Genomic DNA, 24,209 nt, shown 5'->3' with positions numbered 1-24,209 from the left:
CTGGATTGACGTCGCTAAATGGAGTGCGCAGTTTGCTCACTGACGCGATCGCTAAGCACAATTGGCCGCCCCAACGAGCATTGCTCGACCCGTGACTCGACTCCGTAGGCGGCGTGCAGTACGTCGGGGGTAATCACCGTGTGAGGGTCGCCGGCAGCCAGCAGACCACCGTTGCCAAACAGCAGCACTTGGTCGCAGAAACGCAGGGCCAGATTGATATCGTGGATAGCCATCAGGCAGACCGACTGCCGTTCCGCAATCACTGTGCGCACGGTATCGATCAGTGCCAGCTGCCAACGCAAATCCAGCGCACTGGTGGGCTCATCCAGCAGTAACAGCGCCGGTTGACGGGCAATCGCCTGGGCCAGACCCACCATCTGGCGCTGACCGCCGGAGAGTTCGCTTAGCGGGCGTAAGGCTAGCGGTCGAATGGCCAGCGCATCGAACACTCGCTCAATCAATGCCTCAATCGCCGCGCGGCTTAAATCGGGGCGCACCGCTCGGCAGGCGCTAAGCACCGCTTCATAAGCGACTAACGTGGTGGCCTGAGGGAGCATTTGCGGCAAATAGCCCACATGGCGCATCCGCGCTGCGCCGCTGAGGCTGGCGAGGTCGATATCGTTGAGCTGCATTTGCCCGCTGGAAGGCTGTAGGCCAGCGACTGCTTTTAACAGGGTCGATTTACCCACCGCATTGGGCCCCAGCACCGCGACCAGCGAACCGGGTGGTAGTGTGGGCAGGCTTAGCTGGTCGAAGACGCGCCGTTTGCGATAACCGGTCGTGAAGTTGCTGAGCGTAAAACCTGCCTTCATCGTGCTCGCCCCTGCATCATGATCAATGCCATAAAGAAGGGGATACCCACCAGCGAGGTCACCAGACCCACGGGAAGCACCAACCCATCGACCAGCGTTTTACTGGCGATAGAGGCAAGCGAAAGCACCAACGCCCCGGCCAGGGCGCTGCCCGGTAAGTAAAAGCGGTGATCTTCACCCAGCGCCAGCCGGGCCATATGTGGGCCGACTAACCCTATAAAGCCGATAGTGCCCACAAACGCGACCGCCGCAGCGGCAAGTAAACTCACCCGCAGTAGCGAGATAAGCCGCAGGCGTTCAACCGCAATGCCGAAGCTGCGTGCGTGCTCATCACCCGAGCGCAGTGCCGTCATCGCCCAGGCGCTGCGCAGTGAGAAGGGCAAGCACACTGCCAGTACTGCTGCCACGATGCCCACCGTCTCCCAGGAGGCGCGGGACAGGCTACCCATCGTCCAGAACACTAATTGCTGTAACGCATCGGGACTGGCGATGAGCTGCAAAAGTGCAACCAGTGCATTGAGTACAAAGACCAGCGCAATACCAAACAGAACGATAATCTCACGACTGGCCCCGTAGAGGCGCGACAGCGCATTGATGGTCAAAATCGATGCAGCCGCAAACACAAACGCCATCAAGGCGGTGGCGTAGTGGGCATTCAAGCCAAACAGGGAAAAGTTGAAGACAATCACCAGCGATGCGCCGAGGGTGGCCGCTGCGCCCACACCGAGGGTAAACGGACTGGCCAGGGGGTTATTCAGCACCGTTTGCATTTCCGCACCGGCCAGGCCCAGGGTGGCGCCTACCAGTACCGCCATTAGCGCTGCAGGCATGCGGATCTCCCAGACAATGGCCTGCTGAATCGGGCCTTGAGCATGGGCATCAAACAACAGCGCGATTAAATCAGCCATTGGGATATGTGCAGGGCCACTGGCGATATCAGCCAGCAGGGAGATGACCAAGGCGATGGCTAAACCCGCGACAATCAGCAAACGGAGAACGATAAAGCGCCGATAGCTGGATGCCAACGGCGCAATAAGTGGCGAAGAGGCGGGCATTATAAAGGTGATTCCAAGTGTGAAGCGAAGGAAACAAGAGGAGTCTTATTTGCGACTAACACTCATTCTTGATTGTATTTTCATCTTTTAGTCGTAGTCTTGTCAACTGTCGGGAGACCTAGCGCCACCTGATTGCGGTGGTGCTTTCCCTATGCTCTATTGAAGCGCTAGGCTTTATTAAATCGATACGCTTTATTTAAGCAGTTTTTGGCATACACTTACTTTTTGTTACATACAAATATAAAGGAGCTCATCATGACTGATATAGCCGCTTTGCTTGGCAGTGACGCCGAGAGTTTGCTTAATCACACGTGCCAGGGCGTACCCCGTGAGAGCTTGCACCTGCCGGGCCCAGACTTTATTGACCGTGTTATGGCGGATAGCGACCGCAGCCCAGCGGTGCTGCGCAATATGCAGGCGTTCTTTAATCACGGCCGTTTGGCGGGCACCGGTTACCTTAGCCTGCTGCCGGTAGATCAGGGCATTGAACATTCGGCAGGCGCTTCCTTTGCTCCTAACCCGCGCTATTTCGACCCGGCCAATATCGTTGAGCTGGCACTCGAAGGTGGTTGTAACGGCGTGGCATCGACGCTGGGCGTGTTGTCATCGGTGGCGCGGCGTTATGCCCACAAAATCCCGATGATGCTCAAGCTTAACCATAACGAAACGTTGAGCCATCCGGCGATATACGACCAGACGCTATTTGCTGATGTAGACCAGGCCCACGACATGGGGTGCGTGGCGGTGGGGGCGACGATTTACTTTGGCTCCCATGAGAGCCGTCGGCAAATCATGGAGATTAGCGAGGCCTTCGAGCGCGCTCACCAATTGGGAATGGTAACGGTCTTGTGGGCTTATTTACGCAATCCAGCCTTCAAGCAGGACGGCACTGATTATCACGCCTCCGCCGACCTCACCAGCCAAGCCAATCACATGGCCGCGACGCTTAAAGCCGATATCGTCAAGCAGAAGCTGCCTGAGAACAACGGCGGCTATCGTGCGGTAGGCTTTGGCCATACGCACGACAATGTCTACAGCGAGCTAACCACTGACCACCCCATTGATTTGGCCCGCTACCAGGTTGCCAACTGCTTTATGGGCCGCGCGGGTTTGATTAATTCCGGCGGGGGCTCCAAGGGGCATTCTGATCTCGGCGAAGCGGTGCGCACGGCGGTGATCAATAAGCGTGCCGGTGGTATGGGCTTGATCTCAGGGCGTAAGGCCTTCCAGAAACCCATGCAGGAAGGCGTTGAGCTGCTGCATGCGATTCAGGATGTCTATCTCTCTACCGATATTACGGTTGCCTGATGGCTGGCAGTTGGCTAAGCGTAGGCCCTTAAGTGAGCACTAACAAACTTGATGAATATTAATTAATATTAAATAATCGTCCTATTGAAATGTTTAAAACGGCATACGCTTAAAGGAGCTATATCATGAGTGGAAAGCCAGCAGCACGTATTACTGACCTTACCGCGTGCCCTATCCCAGGGCACGGTACAAACCCACTAGTCAGTGGCTCGCCTGATGTTTTTTACGATAGCTTGTCTGCCGCAAGGTTAGACGATAAATCTGCTTGCGGCAGTCCTATTACTCACGAAGTCTCGTCCACCGTATTCGTCAACGGTAAGCCAGCCGCTGTCCTGAGCAGTGTGGGTGCCCACGGTAATGAAGTCATCACCGGATCGGGGACGGTCATCATCGGTAAGTAGTGGTGTCTGCCTCCATTGATCGGAGCGCTGACGGCCGTAAAAAAAGCCTCAAAAATTGCCATACAGACCCTTGAAAATCGACTGACCGCTCCTATTTTTTACATCGTAGAGGCTGCTTCTGTGGGTTGCGTAAGAGGCTGCCTCTTATGACAATTCTCACAGTCTGCTTAACGTAGGAGGTGTTCGATATGTTCGATGATCTCAAGCGTTTTGAAACCGGCTCGCCTCGGCAGTTTGACTGGTTTAGTCAACTGTTGGACGGCTTCTTCCCCGATGGCAATGCGATGGATATTCGTGCGGTGCCGCGGGGTAGTTTCCCGATGATCAATGTGGCGCGTAGCGATGATGCCGTGCGTGTGTATGTGTTTGCTGCGGGGTTGGCACACTCTGATCTGACCATTGATATTCAAGACAATGTGCTGACGCTACGTGGCAAGCGAGACTCTGTGACGAGTGGTAATGAGGATGGCAGCTCGCGCCCGGTATTTCGCCGAGAGCGCGCCAGCGGTGAGTTTGTAAGGGCGATAGCACTCCCCGATGGCTTAGATGCCGAGCGGGCAGAGGCACGCCATGCCCATGGTGTGTTCGAAATCGTGTTGCCTAAACGCGAAGAACTCAAGCCGCGGCGTATTGATGTTCAGGCGGCGTAAATCATGTTTGTTAACCTTGCATAAGGAGGGATAAATCATGAATAACGTTGTTCGTTCATCCAACCACTCCCCGCTTTTACAGCGTGGCGAGGAGCAACCTTCTCAAGAAACCCTGCTGCCAGCGGTGGATATCATTGAAGAGTCCAATGCGCTCAAACTGGTGGCAGATATGCCTGGCGTTACTAATGAAACGCTGAAAATAGAGCTCGACAACAACGTACTGAGCCTGGAAGGTGAGATAGCGCTAAATATGCCCGAAGGGTTGAGCGCGCTGCACGCCGAGGTTCGCGGCCAGCGTTTTGCGCGGCGTTTTAACCTCAGTCACGAAGTGGACAGTGATGCCATTACCGCCACTCTCGTCAACGGCGTATTGACGCTAACGCTGCCCAAGAAAGACAGCCACCGCACGCGCCGTATAGAAGTGCAGGCGGCTTGAGGCCTGGTCTCCGAGTACAAACTGAGCGAAAAGCCGAGTGTCCGCTAAATAGCGGGCACTCTTTTTTGTGAGGCGGTTGGCTATCGTTCCAGGTAAAACTCGCCTTTGCCCACCACTTTTGCGTTACCGCCCACCGTCACAAGGCCGGGCTTGACCTCGCCATTGGCAGCGGTATGGATAACGCTGGGCCGCCCCATTTCGACACCCTGATGAATTTTGCAGTGCAAGGTGCCTGGTTGCAGTGATGCCAAATAGCCGGTTAAGGCCGCTGCAGCGCTGCCGGTAGCGGGGTCTTCGCAAATGCTGGAATGCATACAAAACATGCGGCTGTGAACTACCGTTTCTGCCCCGCCTTGTTGTTCAATCACATACAGGTAAATCTGGACGGCACTGCTAGACATAACAGCACTTGCCCAAGCCGTCGTAGAAATACGCACGCTCTCTAACGCTGCCACGTCAGTGAGTTCGATCAAATGAAAGGGGAGCCCGAAGGAGGCAATCACCGGATCACCCTTCACCTGATGGATGTCCAATCCCAGCAGCTCAACGGCAGTGGTGCGGTCAATAGTGCTGTCTGTGATCATGGCGGGTTGGGCGGTCTTAAACGTTGCCCTATCTTGTTCATACTTAACCACTAGCTTTCCGATGGAAGGGTGGAGCACAACACCTTGCTCGCGGTTCACTAAATCCAGTTCCCTGAGCAGATGCGCAGTGCCGACCGTGGGGTGGCCTGCAAAAGGTAGTTCACGAGTAGGCGTAAAGATCCGCATCGGGTAGTGATTCGGTTCAGTGGCAGAACTTAAAAACACCGTTTCGGCTAGGTTAAGCTCATTTGCCAGCGCCTGCATGGTACTGGCTGCCAACCCATCAGCCTCTAGAAAGACGGCCAATGGGTTGCCGGTAAACGGCTGGTCGGTAAAGACATCGAGTAGGTAATACTCAGCGGTTGTCACAATTTCCTCCTTCACGTAGTGAATGATGCCAAAACGGTTTACGGCCCTCTTTTCTCGCCTGTTCGCGGGTGATGCCGATATCATCAAGTAGCCGATCATCCAATGTCAGCAGGTGGCGTCGGCTACGACGGTAGTGATGGTACTGCTGTAGTTGATAGCGCAACTGGTAACGAAGCTGGGTGAGGCTGAAGCGTGGCATGGCTAATCCTCCGTGTTATATGCCCAACCAGATTACTCAGTGCTATCATTTGAATACAGATATAGAGTTTACTGTTTTTAGGATACAGAAAGGCGTGTTATACCTCTGTATGGTCGCTGGTCAGGGCATCTGTATCGTTATCAGGCTGTATAGGGGGATGAGTGTCATGACACGCTATGAAGAGGTCGCTGGCATTTTGCGGGAGCGTATCGAGCACGGTATTTACCGTGTAGGCGATCGGTTGCCGTCTATTCGCGCGGTGTGCCAGGAGCTGGACGTTAGCATTTCGACGGCTCAGGAGGCCTACCGCCAACTAATGGACGTTGCATTGATCGAGTCTCGACCAAAATCGGGCTATTTCGTGCTGCCTAGCCGCGTGCCATCGGTGCTGCCGTCGGTCTCACGACCCGCACAGCGCCCGCTGGATATTTCCCAATGGGATCAGGTGCTGGAGCTTGTCGCCACTCAGCGTGATGACGTTCGGCTGCTTTTGGGGCGCGGCATACCGAATTTTGATTATGAGACGCTGCGACCGCTGTCGAAGATACTCGCTGGACTTCATCGTAGTAACGACCTGCATGGGTTCAACTACGACAAGTTGAACGGTAGCCCTGAGCTTCGCCAACAGGTGGCACGGCTGGCCATCGCCTCCGGCTGCCTGCTGCACCCGGATGACATCATGGTGACCACCGGCTGTCAGGAGGCGCTGGCCATCGCGCTGCGCACCCTTACCCAGCCCGGCGATGTGGTGGCCGTGGACTCACCCAGCTTTTACGGCACCATGCAGATACTCAAGGCCAACGGCTTAAAAGCGCTGGAGATACCCACCGACCCACAAACCGGCATCAGTCTGGAAGCCCTGGAGCTAGCGTTAGAGCAGTGGCCAATCCGCGCGATACAGGTCACGCCCACTTACAACAACCCGCTGGGTTACACCATGCCTGAAGCACGCAAGCGGGCGCTGTTTCAGCTTGCTCAACGCTTCGATGTAGCCATTATCGAAGACGATATCTACGGCGACTTGTCATTTAGTCTGCCAAGACCGCGCACCGTGAAATCCTTCGATGATGACGGGCGCGTGATGCTGTGCAGCGGCTTTTCCAAAACCGTGGGGCCGGGGTTAAGAGTGGGTTGGCTGGCGCCAGGGCGCTACCGTGATCAGGCACTGCATATGAAGTATGTCTCCACCGGTGCTTCAGCCACGCTGCCGCAGCTGGCAGTGGCGGAATTCGTCGCCAAAGGGCACTACGAGCGCCACGTCCGTTACGCCACCCGCCAATATCAGCGTCAGCGCGATATCATGATCAGTTGGATTCAGCGCTACTTCCCCAAGGGCGCGGGTATTAGCTACCCCCAAGGCAGTTTTTTGCTATGGGTAGAGCTACCCGCCGCGGTGGACTGTGTGAAGCTCAATCAGCGCTTAGCGCAGCATGCTATCCATGTAGCGCCGGGATCGCTGTTTTCAGCTTCGGGCAAGTTTCGTCAATGCCTACGCTTGAACTATGCGTTCACGTTAACACCCAGCATCGAAAACGCCGTGCGTACCGTGGGTGAGCTAGCCACCGAGATGGTGGAGGAAGCTCAGACGCATGCGACAAGCGTTATCTAAGTTCACGTCTAAACCGCAACCTTGAGCATTTATCTTTATCCATATTAGGCCATGGAAATTCATCCGCTATGTTCGAGGTACCCATGCGTCGTCATGCTCTAACCTATCGCGCGTTCGGAAGGCCGCTTGAAACATTGAACGTGGAAACCGCGGAAGTTCCACGTTTGGTTGAGGGCAAGCTCAGGGTGAGAATGTTATGTGCTCCAGTGAACCCGTCTGATCTGATACCCATCAGCGGTGCTTACTCGCACCGTATAACGCTTCCCGCGGTCGCCGGCTACGAAGGAGTGGGGCGCGTTATTGAGGCACCTAGACAGTATGCCTCTCTGATCGGAAAGCGAGTGCTCCCATTACGAGGCGAGGGCACTTGGCAGACGATTCTAGATTGTGATGCTGCACTCGCAGTACCTGTCCCCGATACCATTTCTGACGCCGTTGCCGCACGGGCCTACATTAATCCCTTGGCTGCCCTGACCATGCTTGAGACTTGGCCTGTCGAGGGAAAACGTGTTCTTCTCAGTGGAGCGGGTTCCAATTGCGCTGACTATCTTGGGGCGTGGGCATATCAGCACGGCGCCAGGGAGGTTATCGGCATATACCGCTCCGAGAGTAGAGTTGCCCGGCTGGAAAAGCTCGGTATTAAACCGGTATCGATTCAGGATATGTCCCTGGCCTCGCGTGTGGCCCGTAAGTCTGACGTGGTGTTCGACGCTTTAGGGGGGCCAGTTGCGGCAAATATATTGCAACTCATGGCACCGGAAACGACATTTATCGCCTACGGGTTATTGACGGGACAGGCGATTCAAGTAGATTCGAAACCCAGGGCTCTCTATAGGAAGTTTCATTTGCGCGACCCTTTGTCCAGGATGTCCGCGGAAGCTTGGCAGCAAAAATTCTTGGCCATCTGGGGGCTTTTAGATCAGTCAGCGATGCCAGGTTATCAAGTGTTTCCAGGTCAGGATTGGCGGCAAGCTGTCGAGAGGGCGCTTTGCCCGAGTGGCCAGAAAGTGCTTCTGGACTTGTCCACTCTTGGGCAATGAAAGCTGCTTTATGTCAGATCCATAAACGGATTGTAGGCGACTTCCCAGTAATGACCTTCTGGGTCGCGAAAGTAACCGGAATAACCACCCCAGAACACCTCTTCCCCAGGCTTGATAAGCTCTGCGCCGGCGGCAACCGCTTGTTCAATCACTTGGTCAACGGCCGCTTGGCTGGCGACATTATGAGCCAACGTTATACCGCTGAAACCGCTCGGTGCATCATCAGCAATGCCGATATCTCTGGACAGCGCTTCGCGTGGGAAAAGTGATAGCCAGGCCCCTTCCATTTTGAAAAAGGCGACTTCATCGCTGTCCGTTTCATGCTCCGGCAGGCCCAGACCTTCACGATAAAAACGGATGGCGCGTTGCAGGTCATGTACACCAAGGGTGATCAGACTGATTTTCGGCTTCATGAGGTGCTCCTAATAGATAGCTTTAGCCGGGTCGCTGAAACTGCTGCCGCGACTGCTCTACGCGTTCGCGTGTAATGCAGTTTAGCGAGTGGTCGTTGAGCAGCCCCATTGCCTGCATAAAGGCAAAAGCGGTGGTGGGGCCGAAGAATTTCCAACCGCGCTTTTTCAGTTCTTTCGCCATTGCTACGGATTCGGGCGAGGTGGTCTGAGTCTGTGGTGTCGCTAATTCGGTCGGCTCATAGCGCCAGAAAAAAGCGGCCAAAGAGCCTTCTTGCTCAACCATTTCCTTTGCACGTTGGGCGTTGTTGATGGTCGCTTCGATTTTTCCGCGGTGGCGAATAATGCCTGCATCTTGGAGTAAACGCTGCACATCATCTTCATTAAAGCTGGCGACTTGATGGAAGTCGAAGCGGTGAAAAGCGGCGCGAAAGTTGTCGCGTTTATTAAGAATCGTGCGCCAGCTTAAGCCCGATTGAAAGCTCTCTAAGCAGAGCTTCTCGAATAGCCGCTGATCATCGTCTACCGGGAAGCCCCACTCATTATCGTGATAGGGCAGAAACTCTGCCGCGCCGCCACACCACTTGCAGCGGGGATGCCCATCGGGGGCGATAAAATCGTTGTCCATCAACTGCTCACCTATCAATTGAACCACTCTTGGGCAGTACGCCACAGGCATATGCCGATGAAATAAATCGATGTAATCCCCCACCCCCATAATGCCCAGGCGGCGTGCTCGGGGCTGGAGAGTACTAACGATGTTATACATGCGCACCATACGAGTGTGACGGTGATATTGAGCGGCATGAACTGGCGCACCCGAAAGGGGTGGAGGAATTTCATATTAGTCACGGTGAGGATGGCCAGAAAGGTGATAGCGGCAAAGGTGATAAAAGGCGGGAAATCGAGAATATAGAAATAGGCTGCGGCGATATTCCAGGCGGCAGGAAAGCCAACGAAGTAATTATCCTGGCTTTTCATATCAACATTGCAGAAACAGAACATCGATGAAAGCAGAATAATGAATACTGAGAGCAGTGCAAAATTGGGCGGCAACTCAATAAAGTAGTAGATGAAAAGGGCAGGGATAAAGGCCCAGGTCAGGTAATCAATCACCATATCGAGTGTTGAACCATCGAAATGGGGCAGTATGGCCTTCACTTCATACTTGCGGGCCAGGGTGCCATCGATTCCATCGATCATCATCGCGGCACCTAACCAGAGCAGGCAGGCGACTGGATTATTGTCGACCAGAGCGAGCAGCGCCATGGTGCCGAGTAGCACGCCGCTGGCGGTAAATATGTGCACGCTCCATGCCTTCCATATCGAGGTGCGGGATTCTGTGTGCGAAGAGAGTAATTGAACCACATTAACCCCATTGGGAACGTGGGTCCCCTTTAAATTGAATTTATAAATAAGCCTGTAAAGAAAGATACACTACTACAAGAATGCTTCCAGAGAATATGTCGGAAGCCTATCCTGTGATGACGTGATTGATACTGGACTTCACACGCTATGCATTAACTAATGGTGTAAGCGCCGCCAAGCCTCACTTAACCACTCACCTGCGTTCATTAGTTCGCTTTCAGTCGAGCCCGCATAGCCAAGCACTAACCCAGGGCGCTTATTCTCGGAAAGGTAATAGCGGGAAAGTGGAGAAAGCGTAATGCCTGCTTCACTGGCACGCTTAACGAGCATCTCTTCTTCCTCGATAGTATCGAGTTCAGCTAATAGATGCATACCCGCATGGCCGTCAGAAAGCCGAAGCCCAGCGGCCACTGCAGGCGTTAATGCCGTGCGTAAACACGCTTGTCGCTGACGATAGGCCGCCCGCATCCGGGCGATGTGGCGAGTAAAATGCCCTCTGGTAATAAATTCAGCAAGCGCCGATTGCACTGGATAGTTACCTTCACGGTGCAGTCGGGCATGGGCACGTCTGAAGTCGTGGGCAAGTGTATCAGGCAGCACCAAATAGCCTAAGCGTAAGCCGGGATTGAGCACTTTGCTAAAGGTACCGACATAAATAACCGATGCCTGTTCGGCAAGACCCTGTAGAGAGGGAGTCGGCGGCGTGCCGTAACGAAATTCGCTGTCGTAATCGTCTTCAATGATCCAACTACCAGCGCGAGAAGCATACTCAAGTAACGCCAGTCGCCTGGGGACTGGCATGGTAACGCCGCTGGGATATTGGTGGGAGGGTGTCACGTAAATTAGCCGAGGTGCTGGCGCATTCTTAGGGGCAAGTGACGGGTTTAACCCTTCTTTATCGACGGGGATGGGAGTTACCGTTAATCCCGACGCCAGAAAACAGGCTTGGGCGCCACCGTAACCCGGCTCCTCCATCCAAACCGAATCCCCATGATCGGTGAGTAGTTGGGTAATCAGTTCAAACGCCTGCTGGGCGCCTTGGGTAATCACAATCTGTTCTGGTTGGCAGCGCACCGCGCGGGAGAGTCTTAGATAGTCACAAAGAGCCGCTTTGAGTACAGGTAGACCACCGCTGGTTTGATAATCCATCCATGCCATTTCCGCGTGATAATAGTGACGCCGTAGAAGGCGCTGCCACTGCTCGCGGGGAAACAGGTCGAGCGCCGGGACGCCTGGGGCGAAGGCGCGATGGCCGTGGCTCAACGTTCCGCTTAGTGTTAATAGCTTGTTACCCCGGCTTGAGTAGCGGACAGGCAAAGGTGGTGGAAGCTCGGCTCTGGTTAACAGCGCGGGGAGGTTCGCCACATAGAGCCCTGCTCCCTGGCGGGCAATCAGTAACCCTTCCGCCAGTAGCCGATCCATGGTGGCCAGCACCGTATTACGGCTAATACCCAAAGCGCGAGCCAAGTAGCGGGAAGAGGGAAGCGTATCGCCAGCCGTCAGCTCACCGTGTTGAATCCACTCCTTAAGCGAGCAGTAAAGCTGCTGAACAAGTGTGGCTGCTTCATTCGCAGTTAGCCTTAGCGCTAGCGCCTCCGCAATCCAGTCGCTGGCAGCGTCACGTCTTTTCACTGGTTCCCTCAATTTAGCGATAAGTGGCTCTTTATCATAGACCACTATGACGGCAAGCTGTGTTGAATCACCACTCAAAGGGAGCAGTCGTTATGGTTAATGTTCGTTCGGCGGTACTCAATGACTTAGAGCCTCTTAGCGCATTACTTGATGGCTATCGTCAGTTTTATAAGCAACCGAGTGATATTCAGGCGGCGCATGATTTTTTAGATCAACGCATGGGGCTAGGGGATTCATTCATTCTGGTTAGCGAGAATAGCGAAGGCATGCTCACGGGGTTTGTGCAACTTTACCCAGGTGTTTCCACGGTGGGCTTAAATGCCCGCTGGACGCTAAATGACCTCTTTGTGCTGCCAGAGTGTCGCGATAAGGGCACTGGCAGAGCGTTAATGGAAGCCGCCACCCAGCTTGCCCATGATCACGGCGTCGCACGATTGATATTAATGACGCAGGTAGAGAACGAACGCGCCCAACACCTTTATGAATCATTGGGCTGGCAGCGTAATACGGCGTTTTATGGTTATTTACTGGACGTTAAATAATAAAAGGTTATAGATGCGTGCTTAAGTGGCATTCTCCGGCAACTTACACACATCCACCCACTCGGCATTGACCAGTTCGGCCAGACGCTTGGGGCTTAGGCGTACGGCGCTAGTGGGCGAACCAGCGGCGGGCAGCACTTCGTCATAGGCGTGGAGCGATTCATCGCAGTAAACCGGCAGGTCGGTGGCGAGGCCGAAGGGACAAACGCCGCCAACCGGGTGGCTGGTCAGTTCCATCACCGTTTCGGCGTCGAGCATTTTGGCCTTGCCGCCGAAGGTATCGCGAATTTTGCGGTTGTCGATACGCGCATCGCCACTGGCCACAATGAGTAGCGGTTTGTCACCGACTTTGAACGCTAGGGTTTTGGCAATTTGACCTGGTGCTACGCCATGGGCATCAGCGGCAAGTTGTACCGTGGCAGTACTGGTTTCAAGCTCTTCGATGTTTACATCCGGCGCGTGCTCGGCAAAAAACTGGCGAACGGTTTCGATGCCCATCTTGGATTTCCTCGGTCATTAACATTCGTCGGTAACATTAGACGGTTCAATGACTAATCTAACGTGCCTTTGGTGGATTAGCCAAGCCACTGGGGCGTGGTGATTTTGGCAGGCTCACGCTGCATGATGATCTCACCGTGGCGTACCGAAAGCAGCACCTCGCCCTGGGTGCGCAGCACGCTGTAGTCATCCTCGCCCTCCAACAGGTTGAAGCTGGCGGGTTTGCCGACCTCGATGCCGTAACGCTCTTCAATATTGAGCGTGCGGGCGCTGTTGTCGGTAATCAGTGAAAGTGCCTGGCTGAAGTCCTGATAGCCCATCATTTGGCAGATATGCAGGCCAAAATCCAGCGTTCGCAACAGCTTGCCATTCCCCAAGGAGTACCAGGGATCGAATATGGAGTCCTCGGCAAAGCAGACGTTAATGCCCGCTGCGTTGAGCTCCTTAACACGCGTCACTCCGCGCCGTTTCGGGTAGGTGTCAAAGCGCCCCTGCAGGTGGATGCTTTCGGTAGGGCAGGAGACAAAGTTAATACCCGAGCGTTTTAGCAGCAGAAACAGCTTGGAGCAGTAAGCATTGTCGTAGGAGTGCATTGCTGTGGTGTGGCTGGCGGTTACGCGGCTGCCCAAGTCATTAAACAGTGCCTCGCAGGCCAGCACTTCGAGAAAGCGCGAGTTGGGGTCGTCAATCTCGTCACAGTGCACATCCACCAGACGGTCGTACTTGATCGCCAAGTCGATCACTCGCTTCATGGAGGCCACGCCCAGCTCACGGGTGTATTCGAAGTGGGGGATGCCGCCCACCACATCGGCGCCGATCTCTAGTGCCTCCTCCATTAGCCGATCGCCGCCTGGGTAAGAGAGCAGGCCATCTTGAGGGAAGGCGACTACCTGAATATCAATTTTATCTTTTAACTCGTCGCGCAAGGCGCACAGGGTTTTAAGCCCAATCAGGCTAGGGTCGCTGGTGTCGGCATGGGTGCGCACAAACTGAACGCCGTTGCCGATTAGCAGGTTTAGGGTTTTAAGCGCGCGCTCGCGAATATCCGCTTCGGTGAGCATAGGCTTACGCTCGCCCCAGCGCTCAATGCCTTCAAACAGCGTGCCGCTCTGGTTCCAGCTTGGCTCACCTGCCGTAAGGGCGGCGTCCAAATGGATATGGGGCTCAATAAACGGCGCACAAATGAGCTTGGCGCCCGCATCAATCTGCCCTTCGCTCGCTGTTTGCGGCATGTCTTGCTCGGTAATCGCTGTGAACGTGCCGTTCTCAATCTCAAGTCGGTAAAGCTCAGGACGCTGGCGCAAACGGGCGTTAAGAATCTGCATGCTCATATAACAAGGCTCACTTATTTTATTACTTCGCAGTAGAGGGAAGCGTATCGCTCAGCGTAGCGTGGTTTAAACGAAGCAGCACGGCGTAGCTTCCTGCTGCCACTACAACACCTATCAGTGGTGGCAGTAACGGGGAAAAGTAAGCGGCTCCGGCGCCCAGCGCATACGCAGCTAACCCTCGGCGGTTGAAGTCGGGTAGTTGTGCTTTATCCAATGTGGGGTAGCGGCCTTTATGCTTGAGCCAAAAGTCCGCCATGATCACCCCGCCCATGGGCGGTATAAAGGTGCTGAGTAACACCAGAAATGGGATGAGTAGGTTATACATGCCGCCTACCGCCAGCACCGTGCCAATCGCCGCGCCGCCCACAGTGACCAGGCGGCGCTTTTCGGTGCGCAGCAAATTACAGCCCGCCACGGCGAAGTTGTAGATAGTGTTGTCCTGGGTTGTCCAGATATTCAGGAACAGCATCAGCACGGCGATGGTGACAAAGCCCTGAGCGATCAATACATCCACGATATCCGCCTGCTGGTAAATCATGGTGCCAAGTGCACCGGTCAGCACCATTAAGCCGTTACCGACAAAAAAGGCCGCCAGGGTCGCGATCACGGCAATTTTCGGCGTTTTGGCGAAGCGGCTCCAGTTAGTCGCTTGGGTACCGCCGCTAATAAAGGTACCGATAATCACGGTAATCGCAGCCGCCACACTCATACTCTCCGTGGGCGTTTGCTGGCTTAACCCTGCAAAACCGCGCACATCCACCAGCCCCGTGAACAGGCTGATCAATATAAATAGCATCATGGCCGGGACAGCAAAGCGCGACAGCCAGTCCATACCTTTATAGCCAATCATGGCGGTCACGCAGAAACCAAACCCAAATAGCACCATTAAGGGGATTTCCAGCCATTCAGGCATCCCGGTGGTGCGTACTAACACTAGGGCAATCGTGGCAGTGCCCCAGGCGTACCAGCCGATCTGGGTAAAACCGAGAATAAAGTCGGAGAGTTTGCTGCCTTTTTCGCCGAAGCAGAAGCGTCCCATCAGCACCGAATTGAGCCCGCTTTTACAAGCAATATAGGCGAGGGCTGCCGCATACACCCCCAGCAGCAAGTTACCAATCGCTATGATCCATAGCAGTTGGCCAATCGGAAAGGCTTGGCCTAACGTGCCGCCCGCCCACATGGTGGCGGTGAAAAACGTAAACCCAAGCAGTACTGCCGAGGTAGATAGCAGGCCCTTGCGGGCGCTGGTAGGGACTTCACTGAGTGGATAGTCAGAATGATGCATCACGCCCTCCTAATATAAATCAGCGAACCTGTTAGCTATTTATAAAGCAAGAGATATGCCAAAAGGGTATGTCAATAAGAATGATTACGCTTGTCATTTTTTAAGACATGCCCACTCATTTTAATGATACTTTAGTAAATAAAACCTAATTGTTTGTGTACGTTTGCCGAATAAAATAGTGGTCAAAAAAGCTTGTTTGTTAAAAAAATGATCGCTCATTGTGATTACGGCCAGACACGCCCGCTGCAGCTATAGCCATGAAGGAACCGGAGTAGATGCCAGAACCCCAGCATAGGAGTGCTTCACTGCCTGCGGCTAAACTTCCTTGGCATCATACCCTGGTGGGTAAGGTGGTGATGTTTATGCTGATGGGCGTGCTGTTTGCGTATGTAACGGGGGCGCTGTCAGGTTTTTTTATGGTTGAGCGTGGGGCTCGGGAGCAGTGGTTGCGCGAAGCGCAGGTGAATGCCCAGATAGTGAGCGCGACTATTAGGCGTATTTATACGTCCGTGGCGGTTAAGACCGATGGCACGGGTCAAGTCACGCATATCATTTCCCAGCGCCCAATTGGCGATGAAGAGTCGGTTCTGGAAACTGGGTTTAGCCCGATTGATGTATTAGCGTTAGCAAGTGCACAAACACGTAACAACGTATGGCTGTTCACTAAGTCATCAGAAGGTTCTCTCACCGTAGTGGCTGATGCGCTTAACACACCATCAGACTCACCTGCCAACTTGGCGGTAGATACATGGCAAACAAAAGCGGATGCCGTTGATTTTTATGTTGGATTTGCCAGCATTGGCAATGAAGAGCACTTCATTAGTTCGCTGCCCATTGTTACTCCTGATGGTCAACTGTTAGGCGTGCTGGTAGCCACTATAGGCCAGAAAGGTGGGCTGTATCAGATGCGTAATGATCTGATCAGTAAAGCATTTGTAGCGCTACTGGTGGTATTGGTCGCAACAGCCCTGCTAGTCACTGTTTTGATGCGTCAGTTATTTACACCCGTGCCAGTATTAATTAAGTCGCTCACCGAAATCGCTAAAAACCAGACTGCTGACAGCACGCCTTATACCGACCGTAACGATGAAATTGGCCGGATGGCAAAGGCCATAGATGCGCTTCGTAAGAAAGTCATTGAGCGTGAACACTTACTTGAAGTTAAAGACGAAGCGCTGCGCTTTCAGCATCTTGCTCATCATGATGAGCTGACCAAATTGCCCAACCGCGTGCAATTAAATAATGCTTTAAAAACCGCTGTGCACTCACTGCTTCAAGGCGACGTATTTAATGTCATGCTATTTGATCTTGACCATTTTAAAGCAGTTAACGATAGTCTGGGGCACGCGGCGGGTGATGCTTTGCTCGTTGAAGTTAGTCAGCGGGTGCAGGGGCTGCTGACCGACGATGATTTGGTGGCGCGCCTTGGTGGCGATGAGTTTGCCATCATTCAACGCGTTGTGCGTAGTGCCACCAATGAGGCAAAAGTACTGGCAGAAGCAATTGTGTCTGTTCTACGTGAACCGTATCAGTTTAATAACCAGGAAATTAACATTGGAGTGAGTGTTGGCATTGCAACCGCGCCCGCTGATGGCCGCAATAGCCACGATCTGCTGCGTCACGCAGATCTGGCGCTCTATGCGGCCAAGGCGAAAGGGCGCGACCGTTATATGCTCTATGCCGCAGGGATGACAATGGATTCCGGGATCATTGAACAAAGGTAAGCCTATGAAGTGGCTAGTAGCGTTATTAATGACCAGTGCGATGTGGCAAGGTGCCGCTGCTGGTGAGGAGATCGACTCCTCGCCGACATTGTCGCGTATTGCGTCTGCTGGTGAGATTACTATCGGCCATCGTACCAGCGAAGCCCCCTTCTCCTACCTGGTTAACGACCAGCCAACAGGCTATGCGATTGACCTGTGCCTAAACGTCATCGAAGGTCTGGAGGAAACATTGGGCTTAGGTGATCTCAAGGTAAATTATGTGCCGGTAACGCCTGCAAATCGGTTCATATTAGTACGTAATGGTGAAGTGGATATCGAGTGTGGAGTGACCACCAATACCCCTGAACGTCGCCGTCAGGCCGCTTTTTCATACCCTCATTTTCTGACCGCAACGCGCTATGTATCCCTCGTCGAGCAGCATATGGACAGTTTGCAGGATTTGGCGGGCCGCAGCGTGGTATCAACAACGGGCACTATCAATATTGCCCAGCTCAACGAACTCAATCGCACCGAGGGGCTAGCAATATCGGTAATGCTAAGCCGTAATCATGAAGAAGCCTTTGATATGGTGGCTTCAGGACAGGCTTCCGCGTTTGTGATGGATGAGGTTTTGTTAGCAGGTTTGGTTTCGTCTGCCGTTGACCCTGCCGCTTTTCATATTTCTCAAGCAACACTGAGTAGTGCCGAGCCCTATGGCTTAATGATGCCGCCTGATGATCCTGTTTTTGTTGAGCTGGTCAATAAGGAACTGCGTAACATTTATCAGAGTGAAACTATTCACACTCTTTATGAAAAATGGTTTTTGCAGCCTCTCCCTCCCGATAACCGAGTATTGAACTTGCCGCTAGCGCCAGCGCTTGCGGCTATTTTCGCCAATCCTGAGCAGTACATAGAGTAGAGGAGGTGTGTTATGCGCCGAAGTTTATTGCTTGGGTGGTGTAGTTTGCTGGTAATGATGTCTGGTGGAGAAGCAGCACATGCAACGACACCTATCGATTCGCTTGAACGCATAGAAGCAACCGGCGTGTTAAGGGTTGGCTATGGTGATACAGCGCCATTCTCTTATTTAGATAGTCAGGGTAACGTCGTCGGTTACTCTATCGATATTTGCCAACGCTTAGCGAAACAGCTGCAAGTGCAGTTAGGTCTGCCTTCTCTTGAGATAGCCTATGTGTATCGTACACCCAGTAACCGGGTGCAACTGCTCAATAGTGGCGATATCGATATTGAGTGTAATGCCAGTACTAATACACAACAGCGGCGGCAGAGCGCGCAGTTTGCACTTAGCCATTTCTTTGTCTCGGTGCGTTATGTGGCCCTGAAGGAAAATGGCTTTACCACCTTGGAGGACTTGGCCGGGCGTAGCGTGAGCGTGGCGCGTGGCGCGTGGCACCGTCAATGTCAGCCAGATTAATCAGGTAAATCGAGAACGCCAACTGAATTTATCGGTGGTGCCCGTAGGTACATTGCAGGAAGCGTTTGATTTAGTTGCTGATGGGCGCGTAGCGGCTTTTGCAATGGATGATATATTACTAAGCACAATGATTGCTGAGTCCGATCACCCTGACGCGTACGCGCTTTCCGAAGAAGCCATTACGTCGATAGAGCCTCTCGGTTTTTTAATGCAATTGGGCGACGATGCCTTTGCAGCAGAGGTAAATAAAGCCCTCGAACATATTTATACCAGTCCGGAAATGCCGTTGCTTTACGAACGGTGGTTTCAGCAACCTCTCCCTGGCAAAGACATTACGCTTAATGTACCAATGAGTGCCGTCTTGGCTGAGCACTTTGCCACCCCTCGCGAGATAAACGCAGATTAAGTGCATTAGATAAATATAGATTAAGATTTAGCGCAGGTTCATACGGTTTGAGTGTTAAATAAACCACGCATTAACGTTTCCACGATACCACTGCTCTCATCCGCCAGAGAATGCTGCTGGGGATCCTGCAGCCAGTCGAAACAGACGCCAATCAAAAAGCCATGAAATTGGCGCCGGGCGCTGGCTGGGGTTAAGTCAGCGCGTAAAGTGCCAGCGATTTGGGCCTGTTCAAACAATTGCTCTACTCGCGCCTCTGCGTGCTCAGAGAGTCGAGTGATCATGCAAATCCGCGGGTGCTCCTCTTCCAGTTTCTCGCAGCGGTGCAACACGATAGTGGCTGCTCTCTGCAGTGGCAGGTCGTGGGAAATGGCTGCCAGCGAGCGTAGAGCAATGTCGCGTAAGCAGTCTGCCGGTGCTGAGCCTAGGCGTTCCACCACCTCATCGACAATTTCATCCAGAGGGACACGCACGCGCTCCAAGAGTGCATCGAACAATGCAGCTTTGTCTTCAAAGTGCCAATAAATGGCCCCTCGTGTCACGCCTGCTGCCTGGGCGATGTGCGCCAAGGTGGTACGCGAAACGCCTTGGGCTAAAAAGGTGGTCTCTGCCGCGTCCAGAATGATTTCTCGGGTACGTTCGGCGTCGGCCTTACGACGGGACATAGCGGCTCCTATTATTAAAATAAGCGGTATTTTGGCAGTGATGGATAGCAAAGTCGCGGGTGGGTGATTATTATACACCTCACTGACATTCATGAATGTCAGTGAGGTGACTATATTATTCAACTTGTACCCTGAATGCAGGTTTGAAAATCATCACTGACCGCCATCAAGGAGCTACTCGTGCCCGTTACTCTTCTCCGTTCACTGCCCATCATACTGGCTCTGCTTGTGCTAACGGGCTGTGAGCAACCCCTGGCGCAGTCGACTGATGCCACACGACCGGTAAAATTGATGACACTGCAGTCGGCAAATGCTACGGCCTTACGGCAGTTTCCCGCGCGGGTGGAAGCCTCTACGCGCAGCAATTTGTCATTTCGTATGGCCGGGGAATTATTGGAGCTCAATGTGAGCCCCGGCCAACAGGTGAGCGAAGGCGAGGTGATTGCGCGCATTGATGATCGCAATGTGCAAAGCGAGCTGGACAGCGCCCGCTCGCGCTTGGAGCTCGCCGAGGCAACGCTAGAACGCATGCGCTATACCCTGCAGCGTGGGGCGGTTAGCCAATCCCAGTTTGATGAGTCGGAAAGCGAGTGGCGGGCCGCCCGGGCCACCTTCGAACAGGCACAAGAGCAGGTCGAGCATACAAAGCTACGCGCCCCTTACGATGGTGTGATTGCCCAGGTGCCAGTGGATAACCGCCAGATAGTTCAAGTTCAAGAAACGGTCGCGGTGATCCAGCAGCCAGGGCAGCTAGACGTGGTGTTTCATCTGCCCGAGCAGATCGTGCAGCGCATACCGCGAAATAATGGAACGCCCTTCGGTGATGCGTTGGCGTTTGAAGTGCGCTTTGGTAATAGCGATAAACCCTATCCTGCCCAGCTAGCCTCTTACACCACCCAAGCCAGCGCACAGAGTTTGGCTTATGAAGTCACCCTAACGCTGCCCCAGCCGGACGATATCACCCTGTTAGACGGTATGAGTGCCAATGTGCGGCTCGATTTGAGTTCGCTGCAAACCGAAAATAGCACCCCGCTGTGGCTACTGCCCACTGATGCGGTGAGCTATGCCGGTGATGATCCCGACCAGGCTCAGGTATGGCGCTTCATCGAGCCAGAAAACGTGGAAGCGGTGCCGGTGGAGGTCGGTCGGTTAACCTCAAACGGCCTGGAAGTTAGCGGAAAGTTGGCAGCGGGCGATCGCGTTGTGGCGGCCGGAGCCCACCGTTTAACCGAGGACACCAGGGTGACCCCGTGGGAAAAAGAGCAGGGGCTTTAACATGGTCGACTACTTTCTACGCCACCGGGCGACCAGCTATTTAATGACCGTGGTGCTGCTGGCGGGTGGCGCGCTGTCGTTTTTGGGCATGGGCCAGTTGGAGTTCCCCGAATTTACCATTCGCAATGCGCTGATCACCACGCAGTACCCTGGTGCGACGCCTGAAGAGGTAGAGCAGGAAGTCACTTCGACACTCGAAGAGTCAATTCAGGAGATGTCATCGATCAAACGGGTTAGCTCGGTGAGTTCTGATGGCCTATCGCAGATCACCGTTGAACTCGAAAGTACGGTGCAGAACGAGGAGTTGGAGCAATTATGGGATTCGCTGCGCCGTAAAGTACAGGATGCCCAGGCCGCGCTTCCGCCGGGTGCGAGTCAATCTCGCGTAAATGACGACTTTGGCGATGTATTTGGTTTCATGGTCAACCTGACGGGCGATGGCTATAGCATGCCGGATCTGGCTGACCATGCTGATTTTCTCAAGCGCGAGCTCGCTTTGGTGAAGGGCGTCGCGAAGGTGTCGCTAAGCGGTGAGCACGAAGAGCGCATCTATATCGAAGTTGATCGCGAACGCCTGCGCGCACTGAATATTCCGTTAACACGATTACAGCAACTGCTTGAGACCCAAAATGCAGTGGCAGACTCAGGGCATCTTAAACAGGATGGCCGCCGTTTTCGTATCACCCCCACGGGCAGTGCGGCAGATATTGAAGCTCTGCGCGCCCTGATTGTCAGTGAGGGCGACGGTGAACTGGTGCGGCTGAGCGATATTGCCGATGTGAGCCGCGAGCTGGCGGAGCAGCCCCAGCAGCTTTACCGCGATATGGGCAGGCCGGCGATCTCGTTGGGCGTCTCCTTTGAAAGCGGAGTGAATGTTGTCGAGGTGGGAGAACGGCTACAGCAGCGTCTGGATGAACTGCAAACCCGCACACCACTGGGTATGGAGCTGAATGTCGTTTATAACCAGCCCCAGGTGGTCGATGACGCAGTATCCGGTTTCCTGGTCAGCTTGATCCAGGCGGTGGCTATCGTGATCGTGGTGCTGATGCTGTTTATGGGCTGGCGCAGTGGTCTGTTAATGGGCTTTATCCTGCTGATCACCATTATTGGCACCTTTATGTTGATGCGCTTTCATGGTTTGCAGCTGGAAAAAATCTCGCTGGGTGCGTTAATTATCGCCCTGGGAATGCTGGTAGATAACGCCATTGTGGTCACCGAAGGCATGCTGGTGGGGTTAAAGCGCGGCAGCACGATTCGTGATTCGGCGCATCAAGTGGTTCGCCAAAATGCCTGGCCCTTGCTGGCCGCAACGCTGATCGCGATTGCAGCCTTTGCGCCCATCGGTTTATCGCCAGACACCACCGGTGAGTTTATCGGCTCGTTATTTTTCGTGCTGCTCTACTCGCTACTGCTGAGCTGGATCACGGCGCTGACGTTAACGCCGTTCTACTTCAAGCTGTTTTTCCGCAATGTTGCCCCCGGCGATGGACAGGAAGACCCCTATAAAGGCGTGGTTTATCGTTTTGTAGGCCGTGTCATTATCACCGGTATTCGTTGGCGCTGGTTAACCTTGGCGCTGATGGTAGCGATATTGGCTGGCGCGGTGGTCGGCTTTGGTTCGGTTAAAAATGCCTTCTTTCCGGCCTCTAATACGCCGATCTTTTTTGTCGATTATCGCACGCCGGAAGGTACCGATATTCTCGAAACCCAACGCCGCGTTAGCGAGCTTGAAAAGAGCGTGATGGAGATGGACGGCGTTCGCCACCTGACCACCACCGTGGGCGGCGGAGCGCAGCGCTTTACCCTCACCTATTCACCGGAAGACCGCTATGCAAGCTATGCGCAGTTGATTGTCGAAACCGACGATAAAGCGACTCAACACGACCGCATGGCTGACGTAGAGCAAGTGTTGGAGCGGGATCATAGCGATATCGACTACAAAATCGCCCCGTTGGAGGTCGGCCCCGCTCCCAAAGCCAAGCTAGAGGCGCGCTTCTACGGCAGCGATCCAGCGGTGCTTCGCCAGTTGGGCGATCAGGTTGAGGCCATGTTCCTTGATACACCGAATTTGACCAGCGTGCGCACCAGTTGGCGTAACCGCGTGCAGGCGATTGAGCCCGTTTTTCTTGAAGATACTGCACGTAGGCTGGGTGTGACCCGTGAAGACCTGGCCAGCACCCTGGCGCTAAGTACCAGTGGCAGCCAGGTGGGCATTTACCGCGACGGCAGCGACCTGATTCCGATAGTGGCGCGGGCAATCCCCGAACAGCGTCACGATGTGGATAACCTAGGCTCACTTAACGTCTGGAGCGCAGAGCAAAACCGCTATATCTCCGCCGATCAAGTCATCGGCGATATCACAACACAGGTGGCGGATCCGCTGATTATGCGCCGCAATCGCGAACGCATGCTGGCGGTGTACGGTGAGCCGGATCCGCTAAGCGGGGTGACCGCAGCCAGCGTATTGGCCGACATTCGACCAAGGGTGGAGGCCTTGGATCTACCAGCAGGTTACCGGTTGGAGTGGGGTGGTGAGTTTGAGACCGCTGGCGAAGCGCAGAGTGGGTTATTTTCCTCGCTGCCGCTGGGCATAGTGATGATGTTTATTCTCACTGTGGTGCTGTTCAATAACTTCCGCCAGCCGTTGGCTATCTGGTCGCTGGTACCGCTGACGATTATTGGCGTAGTGGGCGCGTTGTTGGTTACCGGGTTACCTTTCTCGTTTATGGCTCTGCTGGGTACGCTGAGCTTGATCGGCATGGTAATCAAAAATGCCATCGTGTTGGTAGAGGAGATCAACGTGCAACTGCCGTTGCATCAAGACCGCTACCACGCTGTGGTGCGAGCTGCGGTCAGCCGCGTGCGTCCGGTCGCCATGGCCGCGCTGACCACCATGTTGGGCATGATCCCGCTAATTAGCGATGCCTTTTTCGCCAGCATGGCGGTCGCGCTGATCGGTGGCCTGGGTGTCGCCACGCTATTAACCTTAATCGTACTGCCGGTAGTTTACTGCGTGCTCTACCGGATTCGCATACATCCTGATCAATAACTCGAGCAGACTCCTTTCATCTTAGCCGTGGCCTTGACCAATCCACGGCTAAGATAGCCTCTGCACCGATATTCAATGCGCCTACCACTCCGTTCACTGCTGTTTGCAAATCGTTTCTATTTTCATTTGTGAAAATAATTTTCAAGCTAG

At 54.0% G+C, this 24,209-nt stretch carries 25 protein-coding genes; 13 read left to right on the top strand and 12 right to left on the bottom strand.

All coding sequences use genetic code 11. The features are described 5' to 3' along the window. Positions 1-14 precede the first annotated feature (14 nt). The gene (locus HALTITAN_RS00425; RefSeq protein ID WP_039857312.1) at positions 15-812 is read right to left on the bottom strand and encodes an ABC transporter ATP-binding protein; all 798 of its coding nucleotides are present in this window, start codon (positions 810-812) and stop codon (positions 15-17) included. Further along, positions 809-1,867 carry a FecCD family ABC transporter permease gene (locus HALTITAN_RS00420; RefSeq protein ID WP_009285902.1) on the bottom strand — a complete coding sequence of 353 codons (1,059 nt, stop codon included), beginning with the start codon at positions 1,865-1,867 and terminating at the stop codon, positions 809-811. Before HALTITAN_RS00420 ends, HALTITAN_RS00425 begins: the two co-directional genes overlap by 4 nt. A 255-nt stretch (positions 1,868-2,122) precedes the next feature. Between HALTITAN_RS00420 and HALTITAN_RS00415 the strand changes: the two genes are divergently transcribed. The 4 genes from HALTITAN_RS00415 (at position 2,123) to HALTITAN_RS00400 (ending at position 4,662) form a co-directional block, all read left to right on the top strand. Then, the gene (locus HALTITAN_RS00415; RefSeq protein ID WP_027957046.1) at positions 2,123-3,175 is read left to right on the top strand and encodes a class I fructose-bisphosphate aldolase; all 1,053 of its coding nucleotides are present in this window, start codon (positions 2,123-2,125) and stop codon (positions 3,173-3,175) included. Between the two features lie 125 nt (positions 3,176-3,300). Continuing rightward, a complete protein-coding gene (locus tag HALTITAN_RS00410) occupies positions 3,301-3,576 on the top strand; it encodes a PAAR domain-containing protein (protein ID WP_082116848.1) in 276 nt (91 codons plus the stop codon). Between the two features lie 188 nt (positions 3,577-3,764). Further along, positions 3,765-4,226, top strand: a complete 462-nt coding sequence (locus tag HALTITAN_RS00405) for an Hsp20/alpha crystallin family protein (RefSeq protein ID WP_022521744.1) — start codon at positions 3,765-3,767, stop codon at positions 4,224-4,226. A gap of 37 nt (positions 4,227-4,263) precedes the next feature. Further along, complete coding sequence (locus HALTITAN_RS00400; RefSeq protein WP_022521745.1) at positions 4,264-4,662, top strand: Hsp20/alpha crystallin family protein; 399 nt, start codon at positions 4,264-4,266, stop codon at positions 4,660-4,662. 80 nt (positions 4,663-4,742) lie between these two features. Here HALTITAN_RS00400 and HALTITAN_RS00395 read toward each other — a convergent pair whose 3' ends face one another. Together HALTITAN_RS00395 and HALTITAN_RS00390 are read right to left on the bottom strand one after the other, a co-directional pair. Further along, entirely contained in the window at positions 4,743-5,615 is an 873-nt protein-coding gene (locus HALTITAN_RS00395) for a PhzF family phenazine biosynthesis protein (protein ID WP_022521746.1), read from the bottom strand. Further along, a complete protein-coding gene (locus tag HALTITAN_RS00390; protein ID WP_022521747.1) occupies positions 5,602-5,814 on the bottom strand; it encodes a YjiS-like domain-containing protein in 213 nt (70 codons plus the stop codon). The genes HALTITAN_RS00395 and HALTITAN_RS00390 overlap by 14 nt, the downstream gene beginning before the upstream one ends. Positions 5,815-5,980: 166 nt before the next feature. Between HALTITAN_RS00390 and HALTITAN_RS00385 the strand changes: the two genes are divergently transcribed. Together HALTITAN_RS00385 and HALTITAN_RS00380 are read left to right on the top strand one after the other, a co-directional pair. Then, positions 5,981-7,423: an aminotransferase-like domain-containing protein gene (locus tag HALTITAN_RS00385; RefSeq protein WP_022521748.1), complete on the top strand. Its 1,443-nt coding sequence runs from the start codon at positions 5,981-5,983 to the stop codon at positions 7,421-7,423. A gap of 83 nt (positions 7,424-7,506) precedes the next feature. Then, the gene (locus HALTITAN_RS00380; RefSeq protein WP_027957042.1) at positions 7,507-8,463 is read left to right on the top strand and encodes a zinc-dependent alcohol dehydrogenase family protein; all 957 of its coding nucleotides are present in this window, start codon (positions 7,507-7,509) and stop codon (positions 8,461-8,463) included. A gap of 8 nt (positions 8,464-8,471) precedes the next feature. On the opposite strand, the gene HALTITAN_RS00375 is transcribed toward HALTITAN_RS00380, so the two are convergent. From HALTITAN_RS00375 to pdxR, 4 genes are all read right to left on the bottom strand, one after another. Next, positions 8,472-8,876 carry a VOC family protein gene (locus HALTITAN_RS00375; RefSeq protein ID WP_027957041.1) on the bottom strand — a complete coding sequence of 135 codons (405 nt, stop codon included), beginning with the start codon at positions 8,874-8,876 and terminating at the stop codon, positions 8,472-8,474. Positions 8,877-8,898: 22 nt separating this feature from the next. Further along, on the bottom strand, positions 8,899-9,501 hold the full coding sequence (locus HALTITAN_RS00370) for a DNA-3-methyladenine glycosylase I (RefSeq protein WP_022521751.1): 603 nt from the start codon (positions 9,499-9,501) through the stop codon (positions 8,899-8,901). Positions 9,502-9,515: 14 nt separating this feature from the next. Further along, positions 9,516-10,199 (bottom strand): phosphatidylcholine synthase, encoded by a 684-nt coding sequence (pcsA, locus tag HALTITAN_RS00365; RefSeq protein ID WP_342211988.1) that lies wholly within the window; start codon positions 10,197-10,199, stop codon positions 9,516-9,518. A gap of 198 nt (positions 10,200-10,397) precedes the next feature. After that, a complete protein-coding gene (gene pdxR / locus HALTITAN_RS00360) occupies positions 10,398-11,873 on the bottom strand; it encodes a MocR-like pyridoxine biosynthesis transcription factor PdxR (RefSeq protein WP_039857309.1) in 1,476 nt (491 codons plus the stop codon). A gap of 92 nt (positions 11,874-11,965) precedes the next feature. On the opposite strand from pdxR, the gene HALTITAN_RS00355 reads away from it, so the two are divergent. Next, positions 11,966-12,415 (top strand): GNAT family N-acetyltransferase, encoded by a 450-nt coding sequence (locus HALTITAN_RS00355; protein WP_027957038.1) that lies wholly within the window; start codon positions 11,966-11,968, stop codon positions 12,413-12,415. A gap of 21 nt (positions 12,416-12,436) precedes the next feature. On the opposite strand, the gene HALTITAN_RS00350 is transcribed toward HALTITAN_RS00355, so the two are convergent. From HALTITAN_RS00350 to codB, 3 genes are all read right to left on the bottom strand, one after another. Further along, positions 12,437-12,913, bottom strand: a complete 477-nt coding sequence (locus HALTITAN_RS00350) for a YbaK/EbsC family protein (RefSeq protein ID WP_027957037.1) — start codon at positions 12,911-12,913, stop codon at positions 12,437-12,439. Positions 12,914-12,990: 77 nt separating this feature from the next. Beyond that, a complete protein-coding gene (gene codA / locus HALTITAN_RS00345; protein ID WP_009285896.1) occupies positions 12,991-14,244 on the bottom strand; it encodes a cytosine deaminase in 1,254 nt (417 codons plus the stop codon). A 22-nt stretch (positions 14,245-14,266) separates the two neighbouring features. After that, positions 14,267-15,529: a cytosine permease gene (gene codB, locus HALTITAN_RS00340; RefSeq protein WP_039857306.1), complete on the bottom strand. Its 1,263-nt coding sequence runs from the start codon at positions 15,527-15,529 to the stop codon at positions 14,267-14,269. Positions 15,530-15,885: 356 nt separating this feature from the next. Here codB and HALTITAN_RS00335 point away from each other — a divergent pair, with 356 nt between their 5' ends. The 4 genes from HALTITAN_RS00335 to HALTITAN_RS25870 are packed head-to-tail and all read left to right on the top strand — an operon-like array spanning position 15,886 to position 19,073. Then, positions 15,886-17,253 carry a diguanylate cyclase domain-containing protein gene (locus HALTITAN_RS00335; RefSeq protein ID WP_231500585.1) on the top strand — a complete coding sequence of 456 codons (1,368 nt, stop codon included), beginning with the start codon at positions 15,886-15,888 and terminating at the stop codon, positions 17,251-17,253. A 4-nt stretch (positions 17,254-17,257) separates the two neighbouring features. Beyond that, positions 17,258-18,151, top strand: a complete 894-nt coding sequence (locus HALTITAN_RS00330) for an amino acid ABC transporter substrate-binding protein (RefSeq protein WP_051051752.1) — start codon at positions 17,258-17,260, stop codon at positions 18,149-18,151. A gap of 12 nt (positions 18,152-18,163) precedes the next feature. Then, positions 18,164-18,667, top strand: a complete 504-nt coding sequence (locus HALTITAN_RS25875) for a transporter substrate-binding domain-containing protein (protein WP_236614910.1) — start codon at positions 18,164-18,166, stop codon at positions 18,665-18,667. Further along, positions 18,633-19,073 (top strand): type 2 periplasmic-binding domain-containing protein, encoded by a 441-nt coding sequence (locus HALTITAN_RS25870; protein WP_236614909.1) that lies wholly within the window; start codon positions 18,633-18,635, stop codon positions 19,071-19,073. The genes HALTITAN_RS25875 and HALTITAN_RS25870 overlap by 35 nt, the downstream gene beginning before the upstream one ends. Before the next feature lie 38 nt (positions 19,074-19,111). On the opposite strand, the gene HALTITAN_RS00320 is transcribed toward HALTITAN_RS25870, so the two are convergent. Beyond that, complete coding sequence (locus HALTITAN_RS00320; RefSeq protein WP_039857303.1) at positions 19,112-19,735, bottom strand: TetR family transcriptional regulator; 624 nt, start codon at positions 19,733-19,735, stop codon at positions 19,112-19,114. 180 nt (positions 19,736-19,915) lie between these two features. On the opposite strand from HALTITAN_RS00320, the gene HALTITAN_RS00315 reads away from it, so the two are divergent. Both HALTITAN_RS00315 and HALTITAN_RS00310 read left to right on the top strand, forming a co-directional pair. Next, entirely contained in the window at positions 19,916-21,010 is a 1,095-nt protein-coding gene (locus HALTITAN_RS00315; RefSeq protein WP_009285892.1) for an efflux RND transporter periplasmic adaptor subunit, read from the top strand. Position 21,011: 1 nt separating this feature from the next. Next, entirely contained in the window at positions 21,012-24,059 is a 3,048-nt protein-coding gene (locus HALTITAN_RS00310; protein WP_009285891.1) for an efflux RND transporter permease subunit, read from the top strand. The last annotated feature ends 150 nt before the right edge of the window (positions 24,060-24,209 follow it).

Origin of the sequence: Vreelandella titanicae BH1 (genome assembly GCF_000336575.1) — a bacterium.
GTDB lineage: Bacteria > Pseudomonadota > Gammaproteobacteria > Pseudomonadales > Halomonadaceae > Vreelandella > Vreelandella titanicae.
This window is presented reverse-complemented; position numbering and strand designations above follow the sequence as displayed.